Genomic DNA, 17,949 nt, shown 5'->3' with positions numbered 1-17,949 from the left:
ATGCACAAACTTGAACGCCTTCTGCGCCCTAAATCGATCGCCGTGTTCGGCGGCGCGCAGGCCGCCGCGGTCGTGGCGCAGTCGATCAAGATGGGCTTTGCCGGCGAGATCTGGCCGGTGCACCCGAGCAAGGAAGAGGTCGCCGGCCGCAAGGCCTATCGTTCGATCGCCGATCTGCCCGGCGCGCCGGACGCTGCCTTTGTCGGCGTCAACCGACACCTGACCATCGACGTGATCAAGGCCTTGGCCGAACGCGGCGCCGGCGGGGCCGTCTGCTTTGCCGCCGGTTTCCTCGAAACCGAAGCCTATGACGCGCATGGCGAGCGCCTGCAGGCCGAACTCGTCGCCGCCGCCGGCGAGATGCCGATCATCGGGCCGAACTGCTACGGCCTGATCAACTATGCCGACGGCGCGCTTTTTGTGGCCCGACCAGCATGGCGGCATAAGATTGGCCGACGGCGGCAAAGGGGTGGCCATCATTACCCAGTCGTCCAACATCGCCATCAACATGACGATGCAGAAGCGCGGCCTGCCGATCGCCTTCCTGATGACCGCCGGCAACCAGGCGCAGACCGGCCTCTCCGAAATGGCGCTCGGCCTGATCGAGGACGAGCGCGTCAGCTCGCTCGGCCTGCACATCGAGGCTTTCGATTCGGTAGCCGGCTTCGAGCGGCTGGCGGCACGGGCGAGGGAATTGAAAAAGCCGATCATCGCCATGAAGGTCGGCCGCTCCGAACAGGCCAGGCAAGCGACCGTCTCGCACACCGCGTCGCTCGCCGGCTCGGACGCAGCGTCCGGGGCCTTCCTGAAACGGCTCGGCATCGCGCGCGTCGATTCCATCCCCGCCTTCATCGAGGCGCTGAAGCTGCTGCATGTCACCGGTCCGCTGCCCGGCTACAGCCTGTCATCGATGAGCTGTTCGGGCGGCGAGGCTTCGGTCATGGCCGACAGCGCCGAAGGCCGCTGGGTCAACTTCCCGGTGCTGACGGAAGAACACCGTGCCCACGTCAAGTCGACGCTCGGGCCGCTGGTCGCGGTCGCCAATCCATTGGACTACCACACCTTCATCTGGAACAACGAGCCGGCGATGACCGCCACGTTCACCGCCATGGTGTCGGGCGGCTTCGACCTCAACATGCTGGTGCTCGACTTCCCGCGCCCGGACCGCTGCTCGGTGACCGACTGGTGGGCGACGCTGCGCGCCTTCGAATCGGCGCTCAAGACCAACAAGGCGCATGGCGCGATCGTCTCGTCGCTGCCCGAGAACCTGCCCGAGGAATACACCGCCGAGCTGATGGCGCGGGGCATGGTGCCGCTGTTCGGCATTTCCGAAGCGATGGATGCCGCCCAGGCGGCCGCCTTCATCGGCTGGGCCTGGCGCGAGCCGCAGGCGCAGCCGGTCGACACCTCCGCTTCCGGCGCTGCCGGCGGCGAGCATGTCACGCCTGACGAGGCGCAAGCCAAGGCGCGGCTGATCAAGGCCGGGCTGCCGGTGCCCAAGGGCGAGCGCGCCGACAGTGCCGTCGAGGCGGTGATCTCGTCCATGGCGCTCGGCTTCCCGGTGGCGCTGAAGGCCCTGGGTGTCACCCACAAATCCGAGGTCGGCGCTGTCAGGCTCAACCTCAGGGACGCCGAATCCGTCAGCACCGCCGCGCACGACCTTTGCCGCTCGGCACCGGCCTTTATGTCGAGCGCATGGTGCGCGACGGCGTCGCCGAGCTGATCGTCGGCTTCACCCGCGATCCGATGTTCGGCGCTGTCATGACGCTGGGCACCGGCGGCGTACTGGTCGAATTGCTGCGCGACAGCGTCACCTTGATGCTGCCGGCGACCCGCGACGACATCGAGGCAGCACTTCGCGGTCTCAAACTGTTCCCGCTGCTCGAAGGCTATCGCGGTCGGCCGAAGGCCGACGTCCAAGCTGCCATCGACGCCATCGCGGGCATTGCTGCCTTCGTGCAGACGAATGCCGGCGAGATCGAGGAACTCGACATCAATCCGCTGATCGTCTGCAGCGAGGGCAAGGGCGCCTGGATCGCCGATGCGCTTTTGGTGCTGGGAGGGAACAAGAATGCCTGACGTCGTTTCGACCCGCCGTGAAGGCTCGATCCTCGAGGTCACGCTCGATCGGCCCAAGGCCAACGCCATCGACCTGAAGACCTCTCGGCTGATGGGCGAGACCTTCAAGGCGTTTCGCGACGACCCCGGCTTGCGCGTCGCCATCGTCAAGACCGCCGGCGACAAGTTCTTCTGCGCCGGATGGGACCTGAAGGCCGCCGCCGGCGGCGACGCCGTCGACGGCGACTATGGCGTCGGCGGCTTTGCCGGGCTGCAGGAACTGCGCGACTTGAACAAGCCTGTCATCGCCTGCGTAAACGGCATGGCGGTGGGGGGCGGCTTCGAGCTGGCGCTGTCCTGCGATCTCATCTACGCCTCCGATCACTCCTCCTTCGCATTGCCCGAGATCCGCGCCGGCACGCTTGCCGATGCCGCGACCATCAAGCTGCCGAAGCGCATTCCCTATCATGTCGCCATGGACCTTTTGCTCACTGGCCGCTGGATGGACGTTGCCGAGGCGCATCGCTGGGGCCTGGTCAACGAGGTGCTGCCGAAGGAGAAGCTGGAGGACCGCGTCTGGGAGATCGCCCGCCTGCTCGCCAGCGGCCCGCCGCTTGTCTTCGCCGCGATCAAGGAAACCGCGCGGGTGGCCGAAGCGCTGACTTTCCAGGACGCTATGAACAGGGTGACGCGCCGGCAGTTGCCGACGGTCGATGCGCTGTACGGTTCCGAGGACAATATGGAAGGGTTCCGGGCTTTTGCGGAGAAGCGCGACCCGGTTTGGAAGGGGAAGTGACTCTGCGGAAATGACAGCGCGAGGCACCCCCTCTGGCCTGCCGGCCATCTCCCCCGCAAGGGGGGAGATTGGATGTCATTTCCGCTTTCGCTAATCGTCAACGCTGCAAGAAGGGCGATACCGATTGAACTGCCAATCTCCCCCTTGCGGGGGAGATGTCCGGCAGGACAGAGGGGGGTGCCTGGGCTCGCCGTTCACAGTCGGCGCGGCCATGACCGACTACAGCAAACTCATCGATGCCGAGACCCAGGCTTTCATCGAGCGGACCAATTCCTATTACCCGCCGGCTACGATCGACTACACGATTGCCGAGCAGCGCGAGATCTATAACCGCATGTGCCGGGAGTTCTTTGCCGGCTATCCCGAGGGGGTGACAGCGGAGACCACCGCTTTTGGGGGGCCGGCGTGCAATATCCCGATCCGCATCTACAGAAGCGCCCCGCAGGCAGCGGCGGCGGTGCTCTATTGCCACGGCGGCGGTTTCATCCTTGGCGGGCTGGACAGCCATGACGACGTCTGCGCCGAGCTTTGCAGCTGCACCGGTTATGACGTCGTTTCGGTCGACTACCGGCTGGCGCCGGAGCATCTGCATCCGGCCGCGTTTGACGACGCGATGAACGCCTTCGAGTGGGCGGCAGCCACCCGCGATCGTCCCATCCTGCTCTGCGGCGACAGCGCCGGCGGCAATCTCTGCGCCGCGGTCAGCCATGCGACGCGCGGCCATGCGAAGAAACCGATCGGGCAGGTGCTGATCTATCCCGGGCTCGGCGGCGATCGTTCGCGCGGTTCCTATGTGAGACATGCCGAAGCGCCGATGCTGACCACGCGCGACCTCGAATTCTACAAGCATATCCGCACCGGCGGCGTGGACCAGACCGGCGACATCACGCTGTCGCCGCTGGCTGACGGCGATTTCGCCAACCTGCCGCCGACCGTGCTGATCACCGCCGAGTGCGATCCGCTGTCGTCGGACGGCGGGGCCTATCGCGACCGCGTCGTGGCGGACGGTGGGCGGGCAACTTGGTTCGAGGAGAAAGGGCTTGTGCACGGCTATCTCAGGGCGAGGCACACGGTCGGTCGCGCCCGCGCCAGCTTTACCCGCATCATCGAAGCGGTGTCGGCGCTCGGCAAAAGCGAGTGGATCTGGTGAGGGCCTCCTCGCATGACAATCGACAGAAGATGATCAACCCAGCGAGTGCGGAGCCGTTCGGCGCTCACCCTACCGAACGAGCCGCCGCCCGGCCGGCGCTGCGGCCGGAGAAGATACAGCCGCCCAGGAACGTGCCTTCGAGCGCCGCATAGCCATGCACGCCGCCGCCGCCGAAACCGGCGGCTTCGCCGACCGCATAGAGGCCCTGAACCGGCTCGCCATCGCTCCCCAGCACGCGGCTTTCGAGATCGGTCTGCAGGCCACCCAGCGTCTTGCGGGTCAGGATGTTGAGGCGAACCGCGATCAGCGGGCCGTTCGCGGGATCGAGCATCTTGTGCGGCCTGGCCGTGCGGATCAGCCGGTCGCCGAGATAGGCCCGCGCTCCGCGCAGCGCGGTGACCTGCATGTCCTTGGAGAAGGGATTGTCGAGTTGCCGGTCGCGGGCGCGGATCTCGCGCTCGACATGGGCGACGTCGAGCAGCGGTTCGCCGCCGGCCAGCTTGTTCATGCGCGCCACCAGATCGGGCAGTTCGGCCTCGATGATGAAATCCTCGCCCTTCTCCATGAACGCCTTGACCGGGCCCGGAATGCCCGACGTGGCGCGGCCGAGCACCTGGCGCCAGCTCTTGCCGGTCAGGTCCGGGTTCTGCTCGGAGCCCGAGAGCGCGAACTCCTTCTGGATGATTTTTTTGGTCAGGATGAACCAGGAATAATCGAACCCGGTGCTCGTGATGTGGCTGAGCGTGCCGAGCGTGTCGAAACCGGGGTAAAGCGGCACCGGCAGGCGCTTGCCCCTGGCGTCGAGCCACAGCGACGACGGACCGGGCAGGATGCGGATGGCATGATCGGTCCAGATCGGCGCCCAGTTCCTGATGCCCTCGACATAGTGCCACATGCGGTCGCGGTTGATGACGCTGCCGCCGGCCTGTTCCGTGATCGCCAGCATGCGGCCGTCGACATGGTCGGGCACGCCTGTGATCATGCACTTCGGCGCCGCGCCCAGACGCTTCGGCCAGTTTTCCCGAACCAGCTGGTGGTTGCCGCCGATGCCGCCGGAGCCGACGATCACGGCCTGCGCATGAAGCTCGAAATCACCTGATGTCTCACGCGAACTCTTGTGGCCGCGCTCGACGGTGCTTGGCTGCAGGATGTCGCCGCGCACCCCGTCGATCCTCGTGCCCGTACGGATCAATTCGTTGACGCGGTGACGGAACTTGAAGCGGATCAGTCCCTTCTTCTCGGCCTCGCGCACGCGCAGCACGAAGGGCTCGAGCACCCCGGGACCGGTGCCCCAGGTGATGTGGAAGCGCGGCACGGAATTGCCATGGCCAATCGCATTGCCGCCGCCGCGCTCGGCCCATCCGACCACGGGAAAGAATTTCATCCCGCGCTCCAGCAGCCAGGAGCGCTTCTCGCCGGCGGCGAAGCCGACATAGGCCTCCGCCCATTTGCGCGGCCAGTGATCCTCCGGCCGGTCGAAAGCGGCGGTGCCCAGCCAGTCCTCGAGCGCCAGCTCGTGCGAATCGCGGATGCGCATGCGCCGCTGCTCGGGCGAATCGACGAGGAACAGACCGCCGAACGACCAGAAGGCCTGGCCGCCCAGCGACTGCTCCGGTTCCTGGTCGACGATGACGATCTTCTTGCCGGCCTCGGCCAGTTCGGCGGCGGCGACCAGCCCGGCAAGGCCGGCGCCCACGATGATGACATCCGCGTCGTCAGCCAATTTCCCCTCCCGTTAGCTGGCTACCGTATGAATCTCGAACCGGAATTATATCAATGATGGTCAGACCGCCTCCCAGCCGTCCTTGCCGCCGGCGCGGAAGATGGCATCGATGACCTTTTGGTTGAGCACGGATTCCTCCAGCGTGAAGACGCGCTCCTTGCCGCCCTGGGCCGCCCGCGCGAAGGTCTCGACCTCGAGCCGGTACTGCTGCGTGCCGGGAAAGCGGAACACCTGCGCCTCCGTGTGGTTCTGATTGTGCAGCTCGACGCGGTGGTGATCGTAGAGCCCGGCATTGAACGGCGAAAACACCTCGATGAACCCGTTCTCGCCATGGAACACCATCACCTGGCGCGCGGCCATCTGGGTCGAGAGATAGAAGGACAGTTCGAAGTCGCCGAAATCGGCGCGGATCGAGGAATAGATGTCGGTGCCGAATTTTTTGTCGCGCTCGATCGTCGCCTGCACGCGCAGCGGCTCCTTGCCGGTGGAAAAGCGCGTCGACACGGTCGGGTAGACGCCGATGTCGGGCAGCGCGCCGCCGCCAAGGTCGAGCTGGTTGCGCATGTTGTTGGGATCGACATTGTAATAGGAGAACGCGCCCTGCACATGGCGCAGCCGGCCGATGACGCCGCTGGCGATCAGGTCGCGCACCTTGATCCATTGCGGATGGTAGACGACCATGAAGGCTTCGCAGACCAACACCTTGCTGGCATCGCGCAGCTTGATTAGCGGCGGAATGTCCTTGGCGTCGAGCGCCAACGGCTTTTCGACCAGCACATGTTTTCCCGCCTGAATGGCCTTGGCCGTCCATTCGACATGCTGCGATGTCGGCAGCGGGATATAGACGCCGTCGACCTCGTTCGAGGCGAGCAACTCCTCATAGGAACCGAAAGCATGCGGCGCGCCGAAGCGATCGGCCAGCGCACGGGCCTTCGACTGATCGCGGCTGGCGATTGCCGACAGCACGCCATTTTCCGCCTCCACGATCGCAGGCAAAAGCTGCTCGCGACCGATCTTGGCCGTCGATAACACACCCCATCGGAACATCAGGCTTCTCCTCTCGATTACAGGCGAGGAGGTTTGCCTGAAATCGGGGCAAAAGCCAATGCGGGGGCCAAGTTCCTCGCCCCACGGAGCGGGGAGCGATGGCTCAACCCCTCTTCCCCGTCAGCCTCATGTCGAAACCGACGACGTTGGAATAGATCGGCGTGCCGACATCCATTCCGTAGCGCGACCGCAGCACCTTGCCGGTGACGTGGAACCCGATCGTGCCGGACTTCAGGCCATCGAGCTCGGCGGTGAACTTTTCCGCAAACGTCTTGCCGCGCGCCGTCAGCCGGCCGGTGACAAGCGCCGTCGTATCGCCGGTGCGGGTCACGCTGGTCGAGCGGAACTGGATTTCGGGGCTGTTGGCCGCATCGAACACGGCGTCTGAACGCAGGAAAGCGTCGATGCGGCCCTGGCCGGTGCCGACGCTTTCGGGAAAAATGGTAAGGTTGACCTTCGAGCGGCTGACGTCGTCATTGTCGATGCGGATCGTGCCCTTGAAGTGGGCAAACGCACCATCGAAACCGCCGCCGCCGGCCTTGCCGATGGTGAAGCGGATCGAGGAGTCAGCCTGGCTGATCGTGTAACTGCCGGCGGCATCGTCGAGGACAACTGCTGCCCAGACAGGCACGGCAAGGCAAGCGGCAAGGGCCGCCGATCCGAGGAGTCGCGCATACATGAGATTATTTCCTTCTTCGGAGGCAACGCTCTTCGCGCCTCGCTTACAAACGAGGCCGAAGCCCGTTCTATTCCCCGCCTGAGGAAGGCGTGACGATGCGTGTGAGCACATTGTCCCTCAGTCGGAAATGATGGCGCAGTGCCGCCGTGACATGCAGCGCCACAAGTGCTGCGCCGGCATAAGCGAGGTACCAGTGCGCTGCCGCCCAGAAACTTTCGGCGGCATTGGATTCCGCGAGCGGCAGGTTGGGCATCACGAACAGGTTGAACGGCATGCTTGGAATTTCCAGCGTCGAGACCGAAACCAGCGCCCAGCCGGACAGAGGCAAAGCGATCTGGAAGGCATAGAGCGCCAGGTGAGCGAGCGGCGCCGCCCGGCGCTCCAGGGATCCGACCGAGGATGGCAAGGCCGGCGCGGCATTGCCGAGCCGCCAGGCGATGCGCAGGATGATCAGGCCGAGCAGCAGGAAGCCCAGCGATTTGTGCAGCTGGATGAGCTCGAAAGCCGTGCGCTGGCTGCTGATGCGGACCATCGCGAAACCGAGTGCGAACTGGCCGATGAAGACCAGGCCGATCAGCCAATGAAGCAGGATTGCCGCCCAGCCGTAGCGGGTCGGGGTATTTATGATCGAAGCTCGCATGGAAGGCGAACGAATGCCGCGTCGGCTTTCTTCCACCCTCCCACAAGGGAGAGGGCAGCCTATCCGCTCACCCTGAAGAAATCGATGAAGGCCCTGAGCGCAGGCCGCATCTGGCGGCGACTCGGATAGTAGACGAAGAAACCCTCGAAGGACGGACACCAATCCTCCAGCACGCGAACCAGCCGGCCATCGCGGAGCGGCTCGCGGACATAATCCTCGAAGACGAAGGCAAGCCCGGCCCCGTCGACCGCCGCCTGAGCGATTAGATGGTCTTCGTCGAGGATCAGTGGTCCTTGCGCAGCGATCTCGATCTCCTCGCCATCCCTGGCGAATTCCCAGCGGTAGAGAATGCCGCTGGAGAAGCGGAAGCGGATGCAGCGATGGTCGGACAGGTCACGCGGATGGCGCGGCCTGGGCATGGTGTCGAAATAGGAGGGCGCGCCGACCACGGCGCCGCGTATATCAGGCCCGATGCGCACCGCGATCATGTCGCGTTGCAGGCTTTCGCCAAGCCGCACGCCTGCATCGAAACCGCCTTCCACCACGTCGGTGAAGCGGTCCTCGATGACGATCTCCAGCACGATATCGGGGTAAGCCGCGGCAAAGGCGCCGAGCCGCGGGGTCAGCACCAGATGGGCTGCCGTGCGCGGCACGCTCAGCCGCAGATTGCCGGCCGGCCGGTCGCGCGCCTCGACCGCCGCCTCCAGCGCCAGGTCGATCTCCGACAGCGCCGGCCGCAATCGTTCCAGCAACCGCGCGCCCTCTTCGGTCGGGGCAACGCTGCGGGTGCTGCGTGCCAACAGCCGCACGCCAAGCCGCGCCTCAAGGCTGGACACGGCATGGCTGACCGCCGACGGCGCGATCGCCAGTTCCCTGGCCGCGCCGCGAAAGCTGCCGCATTGGGCAACAGCTGCCAGCACCGCAAGCTGTGAAAGATGTGCTCGGTTCATTGATCTATTTACTAGAACGCCCCGTGCACAGATGAGACGATTATCGAACATAAGGCAAGGCGCTATTTCCTGGGCATCGCAACAAGGAGACGCGTGATGAAAACCCGCAAACTCGGTACTGAACTCGAAGTTTTCCCGATCGGCCTCGGCTGCATGGGCATGAGCTTCGGCTATGGCGGCCAGCCGGAAGCCGAGGCGATCACCACCTTGCGCCGCGCCGTCGAGATCGGCGTCAATTTCTTCGACACGGCAGAGGTCTACGGGCCCTACGAGAACGAGAGCCTGCTCGGCAAGGCGCTGAAGCCGGTGCGCGATCAGGTGACGATCGCAACCAAGTTCGGCTTCAAGATCCTGGAGGAAGGCACCGGCACCGATCGCATGGCGGGCGTCGACAGCCGCCCCAAACACGTCAAGGCCGTCGCAGAGGCGTCACTGAAGCGGCTGGGCACCGACGTGATCGATCTCTATTACCAGCACCGCGTCGACCCGAACGTGCCGATCGAGGACACGGTCGGCGCCATGGCCGAGCTGGTCCGCGAGGGCAAGGTGCGCGCGCTCGGCCTTTCGGAAGCGAGTGCCGCCACCATCCGCCGGGCGCATGCCGTGCATCCGATCGCGGCCGTCCAGAGCGAATATTCGCTGTGGAGCCGTGACCCGGAAGACGATGTGTTCGCCGTCTGCCGCGAACTCGGCATCGGTTTCGTTCCCTATAGCCCGCTCGGCCGTGGCCTCTTGACCGGCACGATCGCCAAGCCCGAAACGCTTGATGACGACGACTGGCGCCGCACCTTGCCGCGCTTTCAGGCCGACGCCATGGAAGCCAATGCCAAAGTCGTGGTCACGCTGGAAAAACTGGCGACCGAAAAGGGAGTGACCTCGGCACAGCTGGCGCTCGCCTGGGTACTGCACCAGGACGATTTCATTGTCCCCATCCCGGGCGCCCGAAAGATCCGCCATCTCGAGCAGAACACGGCGGCGGCTGATATCGAGCTGAGTGCCGCCGAGGTACAGACCATCGGCGATGCACTGTCGCCTGATAAGGTCATGGGCAAGCGCTACACAGAGGAGCTGCTGGCGCTGGTGAATGGGTGAGCTTTCACCCTCCCCCTGTGCGGAGGTCGGCTCGCTGTCGCAGCGAAGCGAAGACAGGGGTGGGGTGGCGATGCGCGATACAGAAGATCACGGATGTCCGCGCGAGGCACCCCCTCTGTCCTGCCGGACATCTCCCCCGCAAGGGGGGGAGATTGGCAGCTTCGCTGTCTCGTCTACCTTATGCCGTCTGTAATTCGCGAAAGCGAATCAGAGCCGATCTCCTCCCTTGCGGGGGAGATGTCCAGCAGGACAGAGGGGGGGTGCCTCGCGCCGACATTTCCTACCATGGCACGACCGTAATCTCCGGCCAGTAATCCCGCGCCCGCTGGCCCTTCGCCTCATGCGTCCGCTGATTGTCCATCGCCCGGTTCGGCGTGACGCGGAATGAGAAGACGTCGTCGAGACCGAACGGCGCCAGCAGTTCCAATTGACAATCCGCGTCGTATCGCACCCCGACCGCATGTGTCTTCGACGCAAAAAACCGGACCGACTCGCTCGAACTCGTGTAGCGCGGACAGGGCCGCCCGAACTTCTGCGGGTACCACAAATGCACCCGCGCTTGGTTGCGCACCTCGACCGGCAGGGGCAGCCCCTGGAAATGCTTCGCCGCCCGGCGGATGACGGCGTCCTCGGCCTCGTAGGACAGGTCGCTATCGTCGAAATAAAACAGGTCGACATCCTTGATGCCATAACCCGACGGCTTCCCCGTCAGATGGTTCCAGACCGAGTTATAGAGCACGCCGGAGACCACCAGCCAGTCCGGAAGATCGAGCGTGCGGGCACATACCAGCGCCTGGCGCACGAGCGCATCCGACAGCAGGATGTCGAGAAACGCAGCGCGTTGTGCTTCGAACGGGAGCCCGGAATAGTGCAAATGGTCCATCGCCCTTTGGAGGGCGATTCGCCGTGCTCCCGCAATCCCGGAAAGAGGCTATGCCCTGAGCACGCCTCCAGTCTGCTTGCCGACATTCTCGACGATGCGCCTGGCCAACGCCTCGAAATCCTCGTCGGTCAGCGTCTTCTCGACCGGCTGGATCGACACTTCGATGGCGATGGACTTCTTGCCCTCGCCGAGCGCCGCACCTTCGAAAACATCAAAGACCGAGACGCCGGTGACCAGCTTCTTGTCCGCGGCGAGCGCCGCGCGTACCAGCGTGCCGGCCTCGACCGCCTTGTCGACGACGAAGGCGAAGTCGCGCTTCACCGCCTGGAAGGCGGAGAGATCCAGCCTGGGCTTGGTTTTCGTCGGCTTTGCCTTGGGCTCGGGCACGGCATCGACATACACTTCGAAGCCGCAGAGCGAGCCGGAGACGTCGAGCCCTTCCAGCGTTTTTGGATGAAATTCACCGAACGTGCCGAGCACCGTCTTCGGTCCGAGCTTGATCGTTCCGGAACGACCAGGATGGTACCAGGACGGGCCGCCGGCCTCGATCTGCAGCCGCTCGACCGGCGCGCCGCAGGCTTCGAGTGCGGCGATGGCATCAGCCTTGGCGTCGAACACGCCGACCGGACCGGAATTGCCAGCCCAGTTGCGGCCGGAACCGTCGAGCTTGGCGGTGCCGCGCCGCACGCCGGCGGCGACGCGCCGTTGCTGGTCGGCGCCGTCGCCCTCATAGGTGCCGGAGACCTCGAACAACGCCACGTCGCCAATGCCCTTGTCGGCATTGCGCTGGGCGGCTGCGATCAGGCCGGGCAGCAGCGAGGGCCGCATGTCGGACATGTCGGCGGCGATCGGGTTGGCGAGCTTGAGCGAAGCCTGCCCGCCGCCGAATAGTTCGGCGTGCCTGGCGGGGATGAACGACCAGGTGACTGCCTCCATCATGCCGCGCACGGCCAGCGCCCGCTTGGCCGCGCGGGTGCGGATCTGCAGCGTCGTCAGGATCTTGCCGTTGACCGCGTCATGCGCGCCGAGCGGCTGCGAAGCGATGTTGTCGACGCCGTGGATGCGCATCACCTCCTCGACCAGGTCGGCCTTGCCGTCGACATCGGGACGCCAGGACGGCACGGCGATTTCGACGACATCGCCCGAACCCTCAGGCTTGAAGCCGAGGCGCGTGAGAATATCGAGGCTTTCCGCCGTCGGCACTTCTATGCCGGTCAGCCGCTTCACTTCCGACAGCGGGAAGGAGACGATCTTGGGCTGATGGCCGGCATAGCCGGCCACCTCGATTTCCGTCGGCGTGCCGCCGCAGAAATCAAGCACCAGCCGGGTCGCAAGCTCAACGCCCGGCACCATGAATTCGGGGTCGACCCCGCGCTCGAAACGATAGCGGGCATCGGTGATGATGCCGAGCGCGCGCCCGGTGCGGGCCGTGGTGATCGGGTCCCAGAGTGCGGATTCGATCAGCACGTCGGTCGTGTTCTCGTCGCAGCCGGAACGCTCGCCGCCCATGATGCCGGCGATCGATTCCACGCCATTGTCATCGGCGATGACGCACATCTCCGGCGTCAACGTGTATTCGCGGCCGTCGAGCGCCAGTACCTTTTCGCCATCCCTGGCGCGACGCACGACAAGATTGCCGGCGACCTTGCCGGCATCGAAGACATGCAGCGGCCTGCCACGATCGAAGGTGACGTAGTTGGTGATATCGACAAGCGCGCTGATGGGCCTCAGCCCAATGGCGATCAGCCGCTGCTGGAGCCATTTCGGGGACGGGCCGTTCTTGACGCCGCTGACCAGATTGAGCGCGAAGCCGGGGCAGAGTTCCGGCGCTTCGATCGTCACCTTGACGGGGCACATTCCATTGCCGACATGCGGCATGATCGCGCCGCCGACGAGGCGGCCGAGACCGCTCGCCGCGAGATCCCGGGCGATGCCGTAGACGCTGGTGGCATCAGGCCGGTTTGGCGTCAGATTGATCTCGATGACCGGATCGTCGAGATGCGCGTAAGCGGCGAAGCTGGTGCCGACCGGCGCATCTTCGGGCAGGTCGATGATGCCGTTGTGCTCGTCGGAAAGTTCCAGCTCGCGCTCGGAACACATCATGCCGTGGCTTTCGACGCCCCTGATCTTGCCAACCGTCAGCGTCACGTCGATGCCGGGCACATAAGTGCCGGGCGCGGCGAAGGCGCCGATCATGCCCGCCCGCGCATTGGGTGCGCCACAGACGACCTGCACGGGCGGCTTGCCGTCGCCGGTGTCGACGGTCAGCACCCGCAGCCGGTCGGCGTCGGGATGCTGCACCGCCGTCAGCACCCTGGCGATGACGAAGGGCTTCAGGCTCGCCTTGTCCTCGACATGCTCGACCTCGAGGCCGATCGAGGTCAGCCGCTCGACGATCTCGCCGAGCGAGGCGTCGGTCTCGAGATGGTCCTTGAGCCAGGAGAGGGTGAATTTCATGATGCTGTTCCGTAACGTATCGCAGCAGGAATCGTCTTGACCGTCACGCGCTCAGGCCCCCGAACAAAGTCGGCATGTCGAGCGGCCGGAAGCCGTAATGCGACAGCCAGCGCACATCGGCATCGAAGAAGGCGCGCAGATCCGGCATGCCGTATTTCAGCATGGCGATGCGGTCGATGCCCATGCCCCAGGCAAAGCCCTGGTACTCGTCCGGATCGAGCCCACCGGCCCTCAGCACGTTGGGGTGCACCATGCCGCAGCCAAGGATCTCCATCCAGTCGGAGCCTTCGCCGAAGCGCACCTCGCCTGGCCGCGAGCGGTCGCACTGGATATCGACCTCGAGGCTTGGCTCGGTGAACGGGAAGAAGGACGGCCGGAAGCGCATCTTGACCGACGGCACCTCGAAGAAGGCCTTGCAGAACTCTTCCAGCACCCACTTCATGTTGGCGACATTGGCCGATTTGTCGATCACCAGCCCTTCGACCTGATGGAACATCGGCGAGTGGGTGGCGTCGGAATCCTGCCGGTAGGTCTTGCCCGGAATGACGATACGGATCGGCGGCTTCTGCTTCTCCATGGTGCGGATCTGCACCGGCGAGGTGTGGGTGCGCAGAAGCTTGCGCTCGCCCTTCTCGTCCGGCTGGAAGAAGAAGGTGTCATGCATCTCGCGCGCCGGATGGCCTTCCGGGAAATTCAGCGCGGTGAAATTGTAATAGTCGGTCTCGATGTCGGGCCCTTCGGCGATGGTGAAGCCGAGATCGCCGAAGATCGCCGCGATCTCGTCGATGACCTGGCTGATCGGATGAATGCGGCCGCGCTCGGCCGGCGACTGCCGCACCGGCAGCGTCACGTCGACCTTCTCCGCGGCGAGGCGGGCAGTGATGGCAACATCCCTGAGTTCCGCCTTGCGCGCGGTGAGCGCATCGGTGACGCGGTTCTTGAGGCCGTTGATGGCGGGGCCTTTGACCTGGCGCTCCTCAGCGCTCATCGAGCCGAGCGTCTTCAGCATTTCCGAGATCGACCCCTTCTTGCCAAGGGCTGCCACGCGCACAGCTTCTATCGCGGCCTCGTCAGCAGCCGACGCTATGTCGGCGAGCAGCGAAGCTTCCAGGCTTTCAAGATTTCCAGCGGTGGCGTTCACGGCGAAACTCTCTCGATCGGGCAACCCACCATCACCGGGCGTGTCACCAATTTGGTTACATCAGGCATAAGAAAAACCCGCGCCAGCCGTGCCAGCGCGGGTTCCCCAAATCAGAATTTCGAATGCTTGGGAAGCGCTGGTCTTAGGCGACAGCGCTTTCAAAAGCATTCGGGGTGGTGTTCTTGAGGTACTCAAGAGCAACCTTGGCCTTGGCCACGAGCGCGGCGAAAGCCTGCGGCTCGTGGATGGCCATATCCGACAGGATCTTGCGATCGATCTCGATGCCAGCCTTGTTGAGGCCGTCGATGAAACGGCCATAGGTCAGGCCGTGCTCGTGCGTCGCGGCGTTGATGCGCTGGATCCACAGCGCGCGGAACGAGCGCTTGCGGTTCTTGCGGTCGCGATAGGCGTATTGCAGCGACTTTTCCACCGCCTGCTTGGCGATGCGGATGGTGTTCTTGCGGCGGCCGTAGAAGCCTTTCGCGGCTTTCAGGACCTTCTTGTGCTTGGCGTGCGAGGTGACGCCTCTTTTTACGCGTGCCATGTCATGATCTCCTTAAAAGCAATTCCAGGAAAAGTGCCTTGCGGTTTTCCGTTCGGAATTGCGTAAAACAAATTCGTGTTCGGCCGAATGCTCAGAGGCCGTTCGGCAGAAAATTCTTGATGACCTTCTTGCCGTCCGGTTCAGCCAGAACCATCGTGCCGCGGGCATTTCGAATGAACTTGTTGGAACGCTTGATCATGCCGTGACGCTTGCCGGCCGCAGCCGACAGGACTTTACCCGTACCGGTGATCTTGAACCGCTTTTTGGCGGCCGATTTGGTCTTCATCTTGGGCATTTTGCTACTCCGTATTGTGGCGCACCATCGCGCTTCTTGTTCGCTTCGGGCCGACCAAAGCCCGAAAAGCAAATGAAACCGCCACGGCATGCCCTGCCGGGCGGTTTTCTTGGAACGGCGGTCCTATACGTCAAAGCAGGCGACTGTGCAACACCCACCGCGCCGCGCGTTTCCCCGAACGCCGGGATGCGGCGCCCGGTCCTTCATCAAGGGAGCGTAAACAACACCGGCAGCATACCCGACTGCTGGGCGCCGTCGATCAGTTCGAAGGCCGGCAGCGCGATGAGGAACACCAGGCCGTCGAGAAGCGTGGTCAACAGCAGGCGCGGCTTGAAGCTGCCGGTGTCGCCTTCCTGGTAGAGGGAAAGCTTCGGAAAGAATCGCGGCACTCTTGCCAGATAGGCCTGATAGGGCTCGCCGAGCGTTTCCTTAAGGAATTTCTCCTCGCGCAGGATGACGATATGGAAGGCGCCCGCACACAGGACAGCGAACAGAATGATGCCGGAGAACGAGCCGATCTGCGCGCCGACGCCGGCCGCGGCCACAGTCGAGAACACATAGAGCGGGTTGCGGGTGATCGAATAAGGCCCGCCCGTCACAACTTCGGAAGATTTGCGCCCACCTATGTAGAGCGTCGACCAAAGGCGACCGCAGATACCTAGGAAAATCAGCAGCACGCCGAACATCTCGATCGTTTCATGCATCGCCGTATCAGGCGGAAAGCTCGATTGCCCGAACAGCAGGGCTGCGAACAGCACCACCACGAGCACGGCAAGCACCAGCCTGCGCGTGCGCTGGTAGCTACCCAGCCCGTATTTGAGTTTTTTGTCCAAAGGAGGAATCCGATCGTCGAGAACTTAGCCGGCGACCGCAGCTATGGCCGAGAAATGGCCGTCCCGCCGATCGCCGGGACGCCCTGTAGCACAATTCAGGCGGAATTGGAGCGCGTCGGTCGCGCTAACCTTATCGTGATCTAGCGCGGCGCCAGCACCATCATCATCTGGCGGCCTTCGAGCTTCGGCTCCGCTTCCACCTTGGCGATGGTAGCCACTTCCTCACGCACCTTGTTCAGAAGCTGCATGCCGAGCTCCATATGCGCCATCTCGCGGCCACGGAAGCGCAATGTCAGCTTGACCTTGTCGCCTTCCTCGAAGAAGCGGCGCACCGCCTTCATCTTGGTCTCGTAGTCGTGGCTGTCGATGTTCGGGCGCATCTTGATCTCCTTGATCTCGATGACCTTCTGATTCTTGCGCGCCTCGGCCGCCTTCTTCTGGTTGGCGTATTTCAACTTGCCGAGATCGAGGATTTTTACGACGGGCGGCTGCGCGTTGGGCGATATCTCGACAAGATCGAGCCCTGCCTCTTCGGCGAGCAGCAATGCGTCGTTGATGGAAACATCGCCACGGTTCTGGCCTTCGGCGTCGATAAGCTGGACCCGGGGAACCCGGATGTCACGATTGGAGCGCGGCCCATCCTTGGTCGGCGCCGCTGCTTTGAAAGGTCTGCGAATGGTCGTGGTCTCCTTGGCCGTTTCGTTCTGGATTTGCAGGTGTTGATATGTGGACGCGCCAATGTGGTGAGCGCGCGGGCGGAGTCAATAGCACAGCATTGACAGAAAATCACCTGATCGCTGCCTGCGGCGAACAAAGAAAGATGGCGAGCACTTTTCGCCACACCACTGGCTGTGTCACAAGACCCTGCGCCGAAAGTCGGCGTGAGGAAAAAGCCATGACTGCCCCGGTCTTTCTGGATGTCGACGGATCGAGCATCGCGGTGCGCCATATTGCGGGCGCGACGCCTGGCGTCGTCTGGCTCGGCGGCTACAAGTCGGACATGCTGGGCACGAAGGCTGAAGCGCTTTCGGACTGGGCGGCAAAAGAAGGCCGCGCCTTCCTGCGCCATGACTATTCCGGACACGGCGAATCCGGCGGCGCCTTTGCCGACGGCACGATCTCGAAATGGCTTTCGCAAAGCCTGGCCGTGTTCCGGCATTTCACCAGCGGCAGCCAGATCCTGGTCGGGTCGTCGATGGGCGCCTGGATCGCCCTGCGCATGGTGCAGGAATTGCGCAAGGCAGGCGACGCAAGCGTCGTCGGTCTGGTGCTTCTAGCACCGGCGCCGGATTTTACCGCAGAACTGGTCGAACCGGTGCTGACCAAAGCGCAGAAGCGCGACCTTGCCAAAAAAGGCTTCTTCGAGGAGCCGTCGGACTATTCCACCGAGCCCTACATCTACACGCGCGCGCTGATCGAGGATGGGCGCGACAACCTGGTCATGACAGGCCCGCTCGACACGCACTGCCCCGTACACGTCTTGCAGGGCCTGGCCGATCGGGACGTGCCGTCGAGCCATGCGCTGAAGCTGGTCAGCCTGCTGCCGGCCGACGATGTCACGCTGTCGCTGATCCCGGACGGCGACCACCGGCTGTCGCGGCCGCAGGATCTCGACATGCTGGTGCGGGCGGTCGGCGACATGGCTGCGCGGGGCAAGTGAC

The 17,949-nt window shown here is 64.1% G+C and carries 16 protein-coding genes and 1 pseudogene; 5 read left to right on the top strand and 12 right to left on the bottom strand.

Annotation, left to right across the window (positions count from 1 at the left end; translation table 11 throughout):
- The 3 genes and pseudogenes from ACIU1A_RS29965 (at position 1) to ACIU1A_RS29955 (ending at position 4,004) form a co-directional block, all read left to right on the top strand.
- Positions 1-2,079: pseudogene (locus ACIU1A_RS29965) on the top strand (acetate--CoA ligase family protein).
- Positions 2,072-2,854, top strand: a complete 783-nt coding sequence (locus ACIU1A_RS29960; protein WP_224704564.1) for a carnitinyl-CoA dehydratase — start codon at positions 2,072-2,074, stop codon at positions 2,852-2,854. Before ACIU1A_RS29965 ends, ACIU1A_RS29960 begins: the two are co-directional and overlap by 8 nt.
- A 211-nt stretch (positions 2,855-3,065) precedes the next feature.
- A complete protein-coding gene (locus ACIU1A_RS29955) occupies positions 3,066-4,004 on the top strand; it encodes an alpha/beta hydrolase (RefSeq protein ID WP_404925969.1) in 939 nt (312 codons plus the stop codon).
- Between the two features lie 64 nt (positions 4,005-4,068).
- Here ACIU1A_RS29955 and ACIU1A_RS29950 read toward each other — a convergent pair whose 3' ends face one another.
- The 5 genes from ACIU1A_RS29950 to ACIU1A_RS29930 all read right to left on the bottom strand — a co-directional run bounded on the left by ACIU1A_RS29950 (position 4,069) and on the right by ACIU1A_RS29930 (position 9,043).
- The gene (locus tag ACIU1A_RS29950; RefSeq protein WP_404925968.1) at positions 4,069-5,727 is read right to left on the bottom strand and encodes an FAD-binding dehydrogenase; all 1,659 of its coding nucleotides are present in this window, start codon (positions 5,725-5,727) and stop codon (positions 4,069-4,071) included.
- Between the two features lie 60 nt (positions 5,728-5,787).
- Positions 5,788-6,774, bottom strand: coding sequence for a Gfo/Idh/MocA family protein (locus ACIU1A_RS29945; protein WP_140561808.1), 987 nt, complete (start codon positions 6,772-6,774; stop codon positions 5,788-5,790).
- A 103-nt stretch (positions 6,775-6,877) separates the two neighbouring features.
- Entirely contained in the window at positions 6,878-7,453 is a 576-nt protein-coding gene (locus tag ACIU1A_RS29940) for a YceI family protein (protein ID WP_140491123.1), read from the bottom strand.
- Between the two features lie 67 nt (positions 7,454-7,520).
- The gene (locus ACIU1A_RS29935; protein WP_140899288.1) at positions 7,521-8,093 is read right to left on the bottom strand and encodes a cytochrome b; all 573 of its coding nucleotides are present in this window, start codon (positions 8,091-8,093) and stop codon (positions 7,521-7,523) included.
- Between the two features lie 59 nt (positions 8,094-8,152).
- The gene (locus ACIU1A_RS29930; protein WP_404925967.1) at positions 8,153-9,043 is read right to left on the bottom strand and encodes a LysR family transcriptional regulator; all 891 of its coding nucleotides are present in this window, start codon (positions 9,041-9,043) and stop codon (positions 8,153-8,155) included.
- 96 nt (positions 9,044-9,139) lie between these two features.
- Between ACIU1A_RS29930 and ACIU1A_RS29925 the strand changes: the two genes are divergently transcribed.
- Positions 9,140-10,135 (top strand): aldo/keto reductase, encoded by a 996-nt coding sequence (locus ACIU1A_RS29925; protein WP_404925966.1) that lies wholly within the window; start codon positions 9,140-9,142, stop codon positions 10,133-10,135.
- Between the two features lie 280 nt (positions 10,136-10,415).
- Here ACIU1A_RS29925 and ACIU1A_RS29920 read toward each other — a convergent pair whose 3' ends face one another.
- The 7 genes from ACIU1A_RS29920 to infC all read right to left on the bottom strand — a co-directional run bounded on the left by ACIU1A_RS29920 (position 10,416) and on the right by infC (position 16,965).
- Complete coding sequence (locus ACIU1A_RS29920) at positions 10,416-11,018, bottom strand: nucleotidyltransferase family protein (RefSeq protein ID WP_140563503.1); 603 nt, start codon at positions 11,016-11,018, stop codon at positions 10,416-10,418.
- A 48-nt stretch (positions 11,019-11,066) separates the two neighbouring features.
- On the bottom strand, positions 11,067-13,475 hold the full coding sequence (gene pheT, locus ACIU1A_RS29915; protein ID WP_404925965.1) for a phenylalanine--tRNA ligase subunit beta: 2,409 nt from the start codon (positions 13,473-13,475) through the stop codon (positions 11,067-11,069).
- A 43-nt stretch (positions 13,476-13,518) separates the two neighbouring features.
- Complete coding sequence (gene pheS, locus ACIU1A_RS29910) at positions 13,519-14,616, bottom strand: phenylalanine--tRNA ligase subunit alpha (RefSeq protein ID WP_404925964.1); 1,098 nt, start codon at positions 14,614-14,616, stop codon at positions 13,519-13,521.
- A 142-nt stretch (positions 14,617-14,758) separates the two neighbouring features.
- Entirely contained in the window at positions 14,759-15,160 is a 402-nt protein-coding gene (gene rplT, locus ACIU1A_RS29905) for a 50S ribosomal protein L20 (protein WP_006201247.1), read from the bottom strand.
- 91 nt (positions 15,161-15,251) lie between these two features.
- Entirely contained in the window at positions 15,252-15,455 is a 204-nt protein-coding gene (gene rpmI / locus ACIU1A_RS29900; protein WP_006201248.1) for a 50S ribosomal protein L35, read from the bottom strand.
- A 206-nt stretch (positions 15,456-15,661) separates the two neighbouring features.
- Positions 15,662-16,288, bottom strand: coding sequence for an isoprenylcysteine carboxylmethyltransferase family protein (locus tag ACIU1A_RS29895; protein WP_140517762.1), 627 nt, complete (start codon positions 16,286-16,288; stop codon positions 15,662-15,664).
- A gap of 140 nt (positions 16,289-16,428) precedes the next feature.
- Positions 16,429-16,965: a translation initiation factor IF-3 gene (gene infC, locus ACIU1A_RS29890; RefSeq protein ID WP_140491142.1), complete on the bottom strand. Its 537-nt coding sequence runs from the start codon at positions 16,963-16,965 to the stop codon at positions 16,429-16,431.
- Between the two features lie 218 nt (positions 16,966-17,183).
- On the opposite strand from infC, the gene ACIU1A_RS29885 reads away from it, so the two are divergent.
- Entirely contained in the window at positions 17,184-17,948 is a 765-nt protein-coding gene (locus tag ACIU1A_RS29885) for an alpha/beta hydrolase (RefSeq protein ID WP_404925963.1), read from the top strand.
- The last annotated feature ends 1 nt before the right edge of the window (position 17,949 follow it).

The sequence above is a fragment of the Mesorhizobium maamorense genome, from assembly GCF_044998965.1.
Taxonomy (GTDB): Bacteria; Pseudomonadota; Alphaproteobacteria; order Rhizobiales; family Rhizobiaceae; genus Mesorhizobium.
The sequence above is the reverse complement of the archived record's forward strand: the minus strand, read 5'-3'. Positions and strand labels throughout refer to the sequence as shown.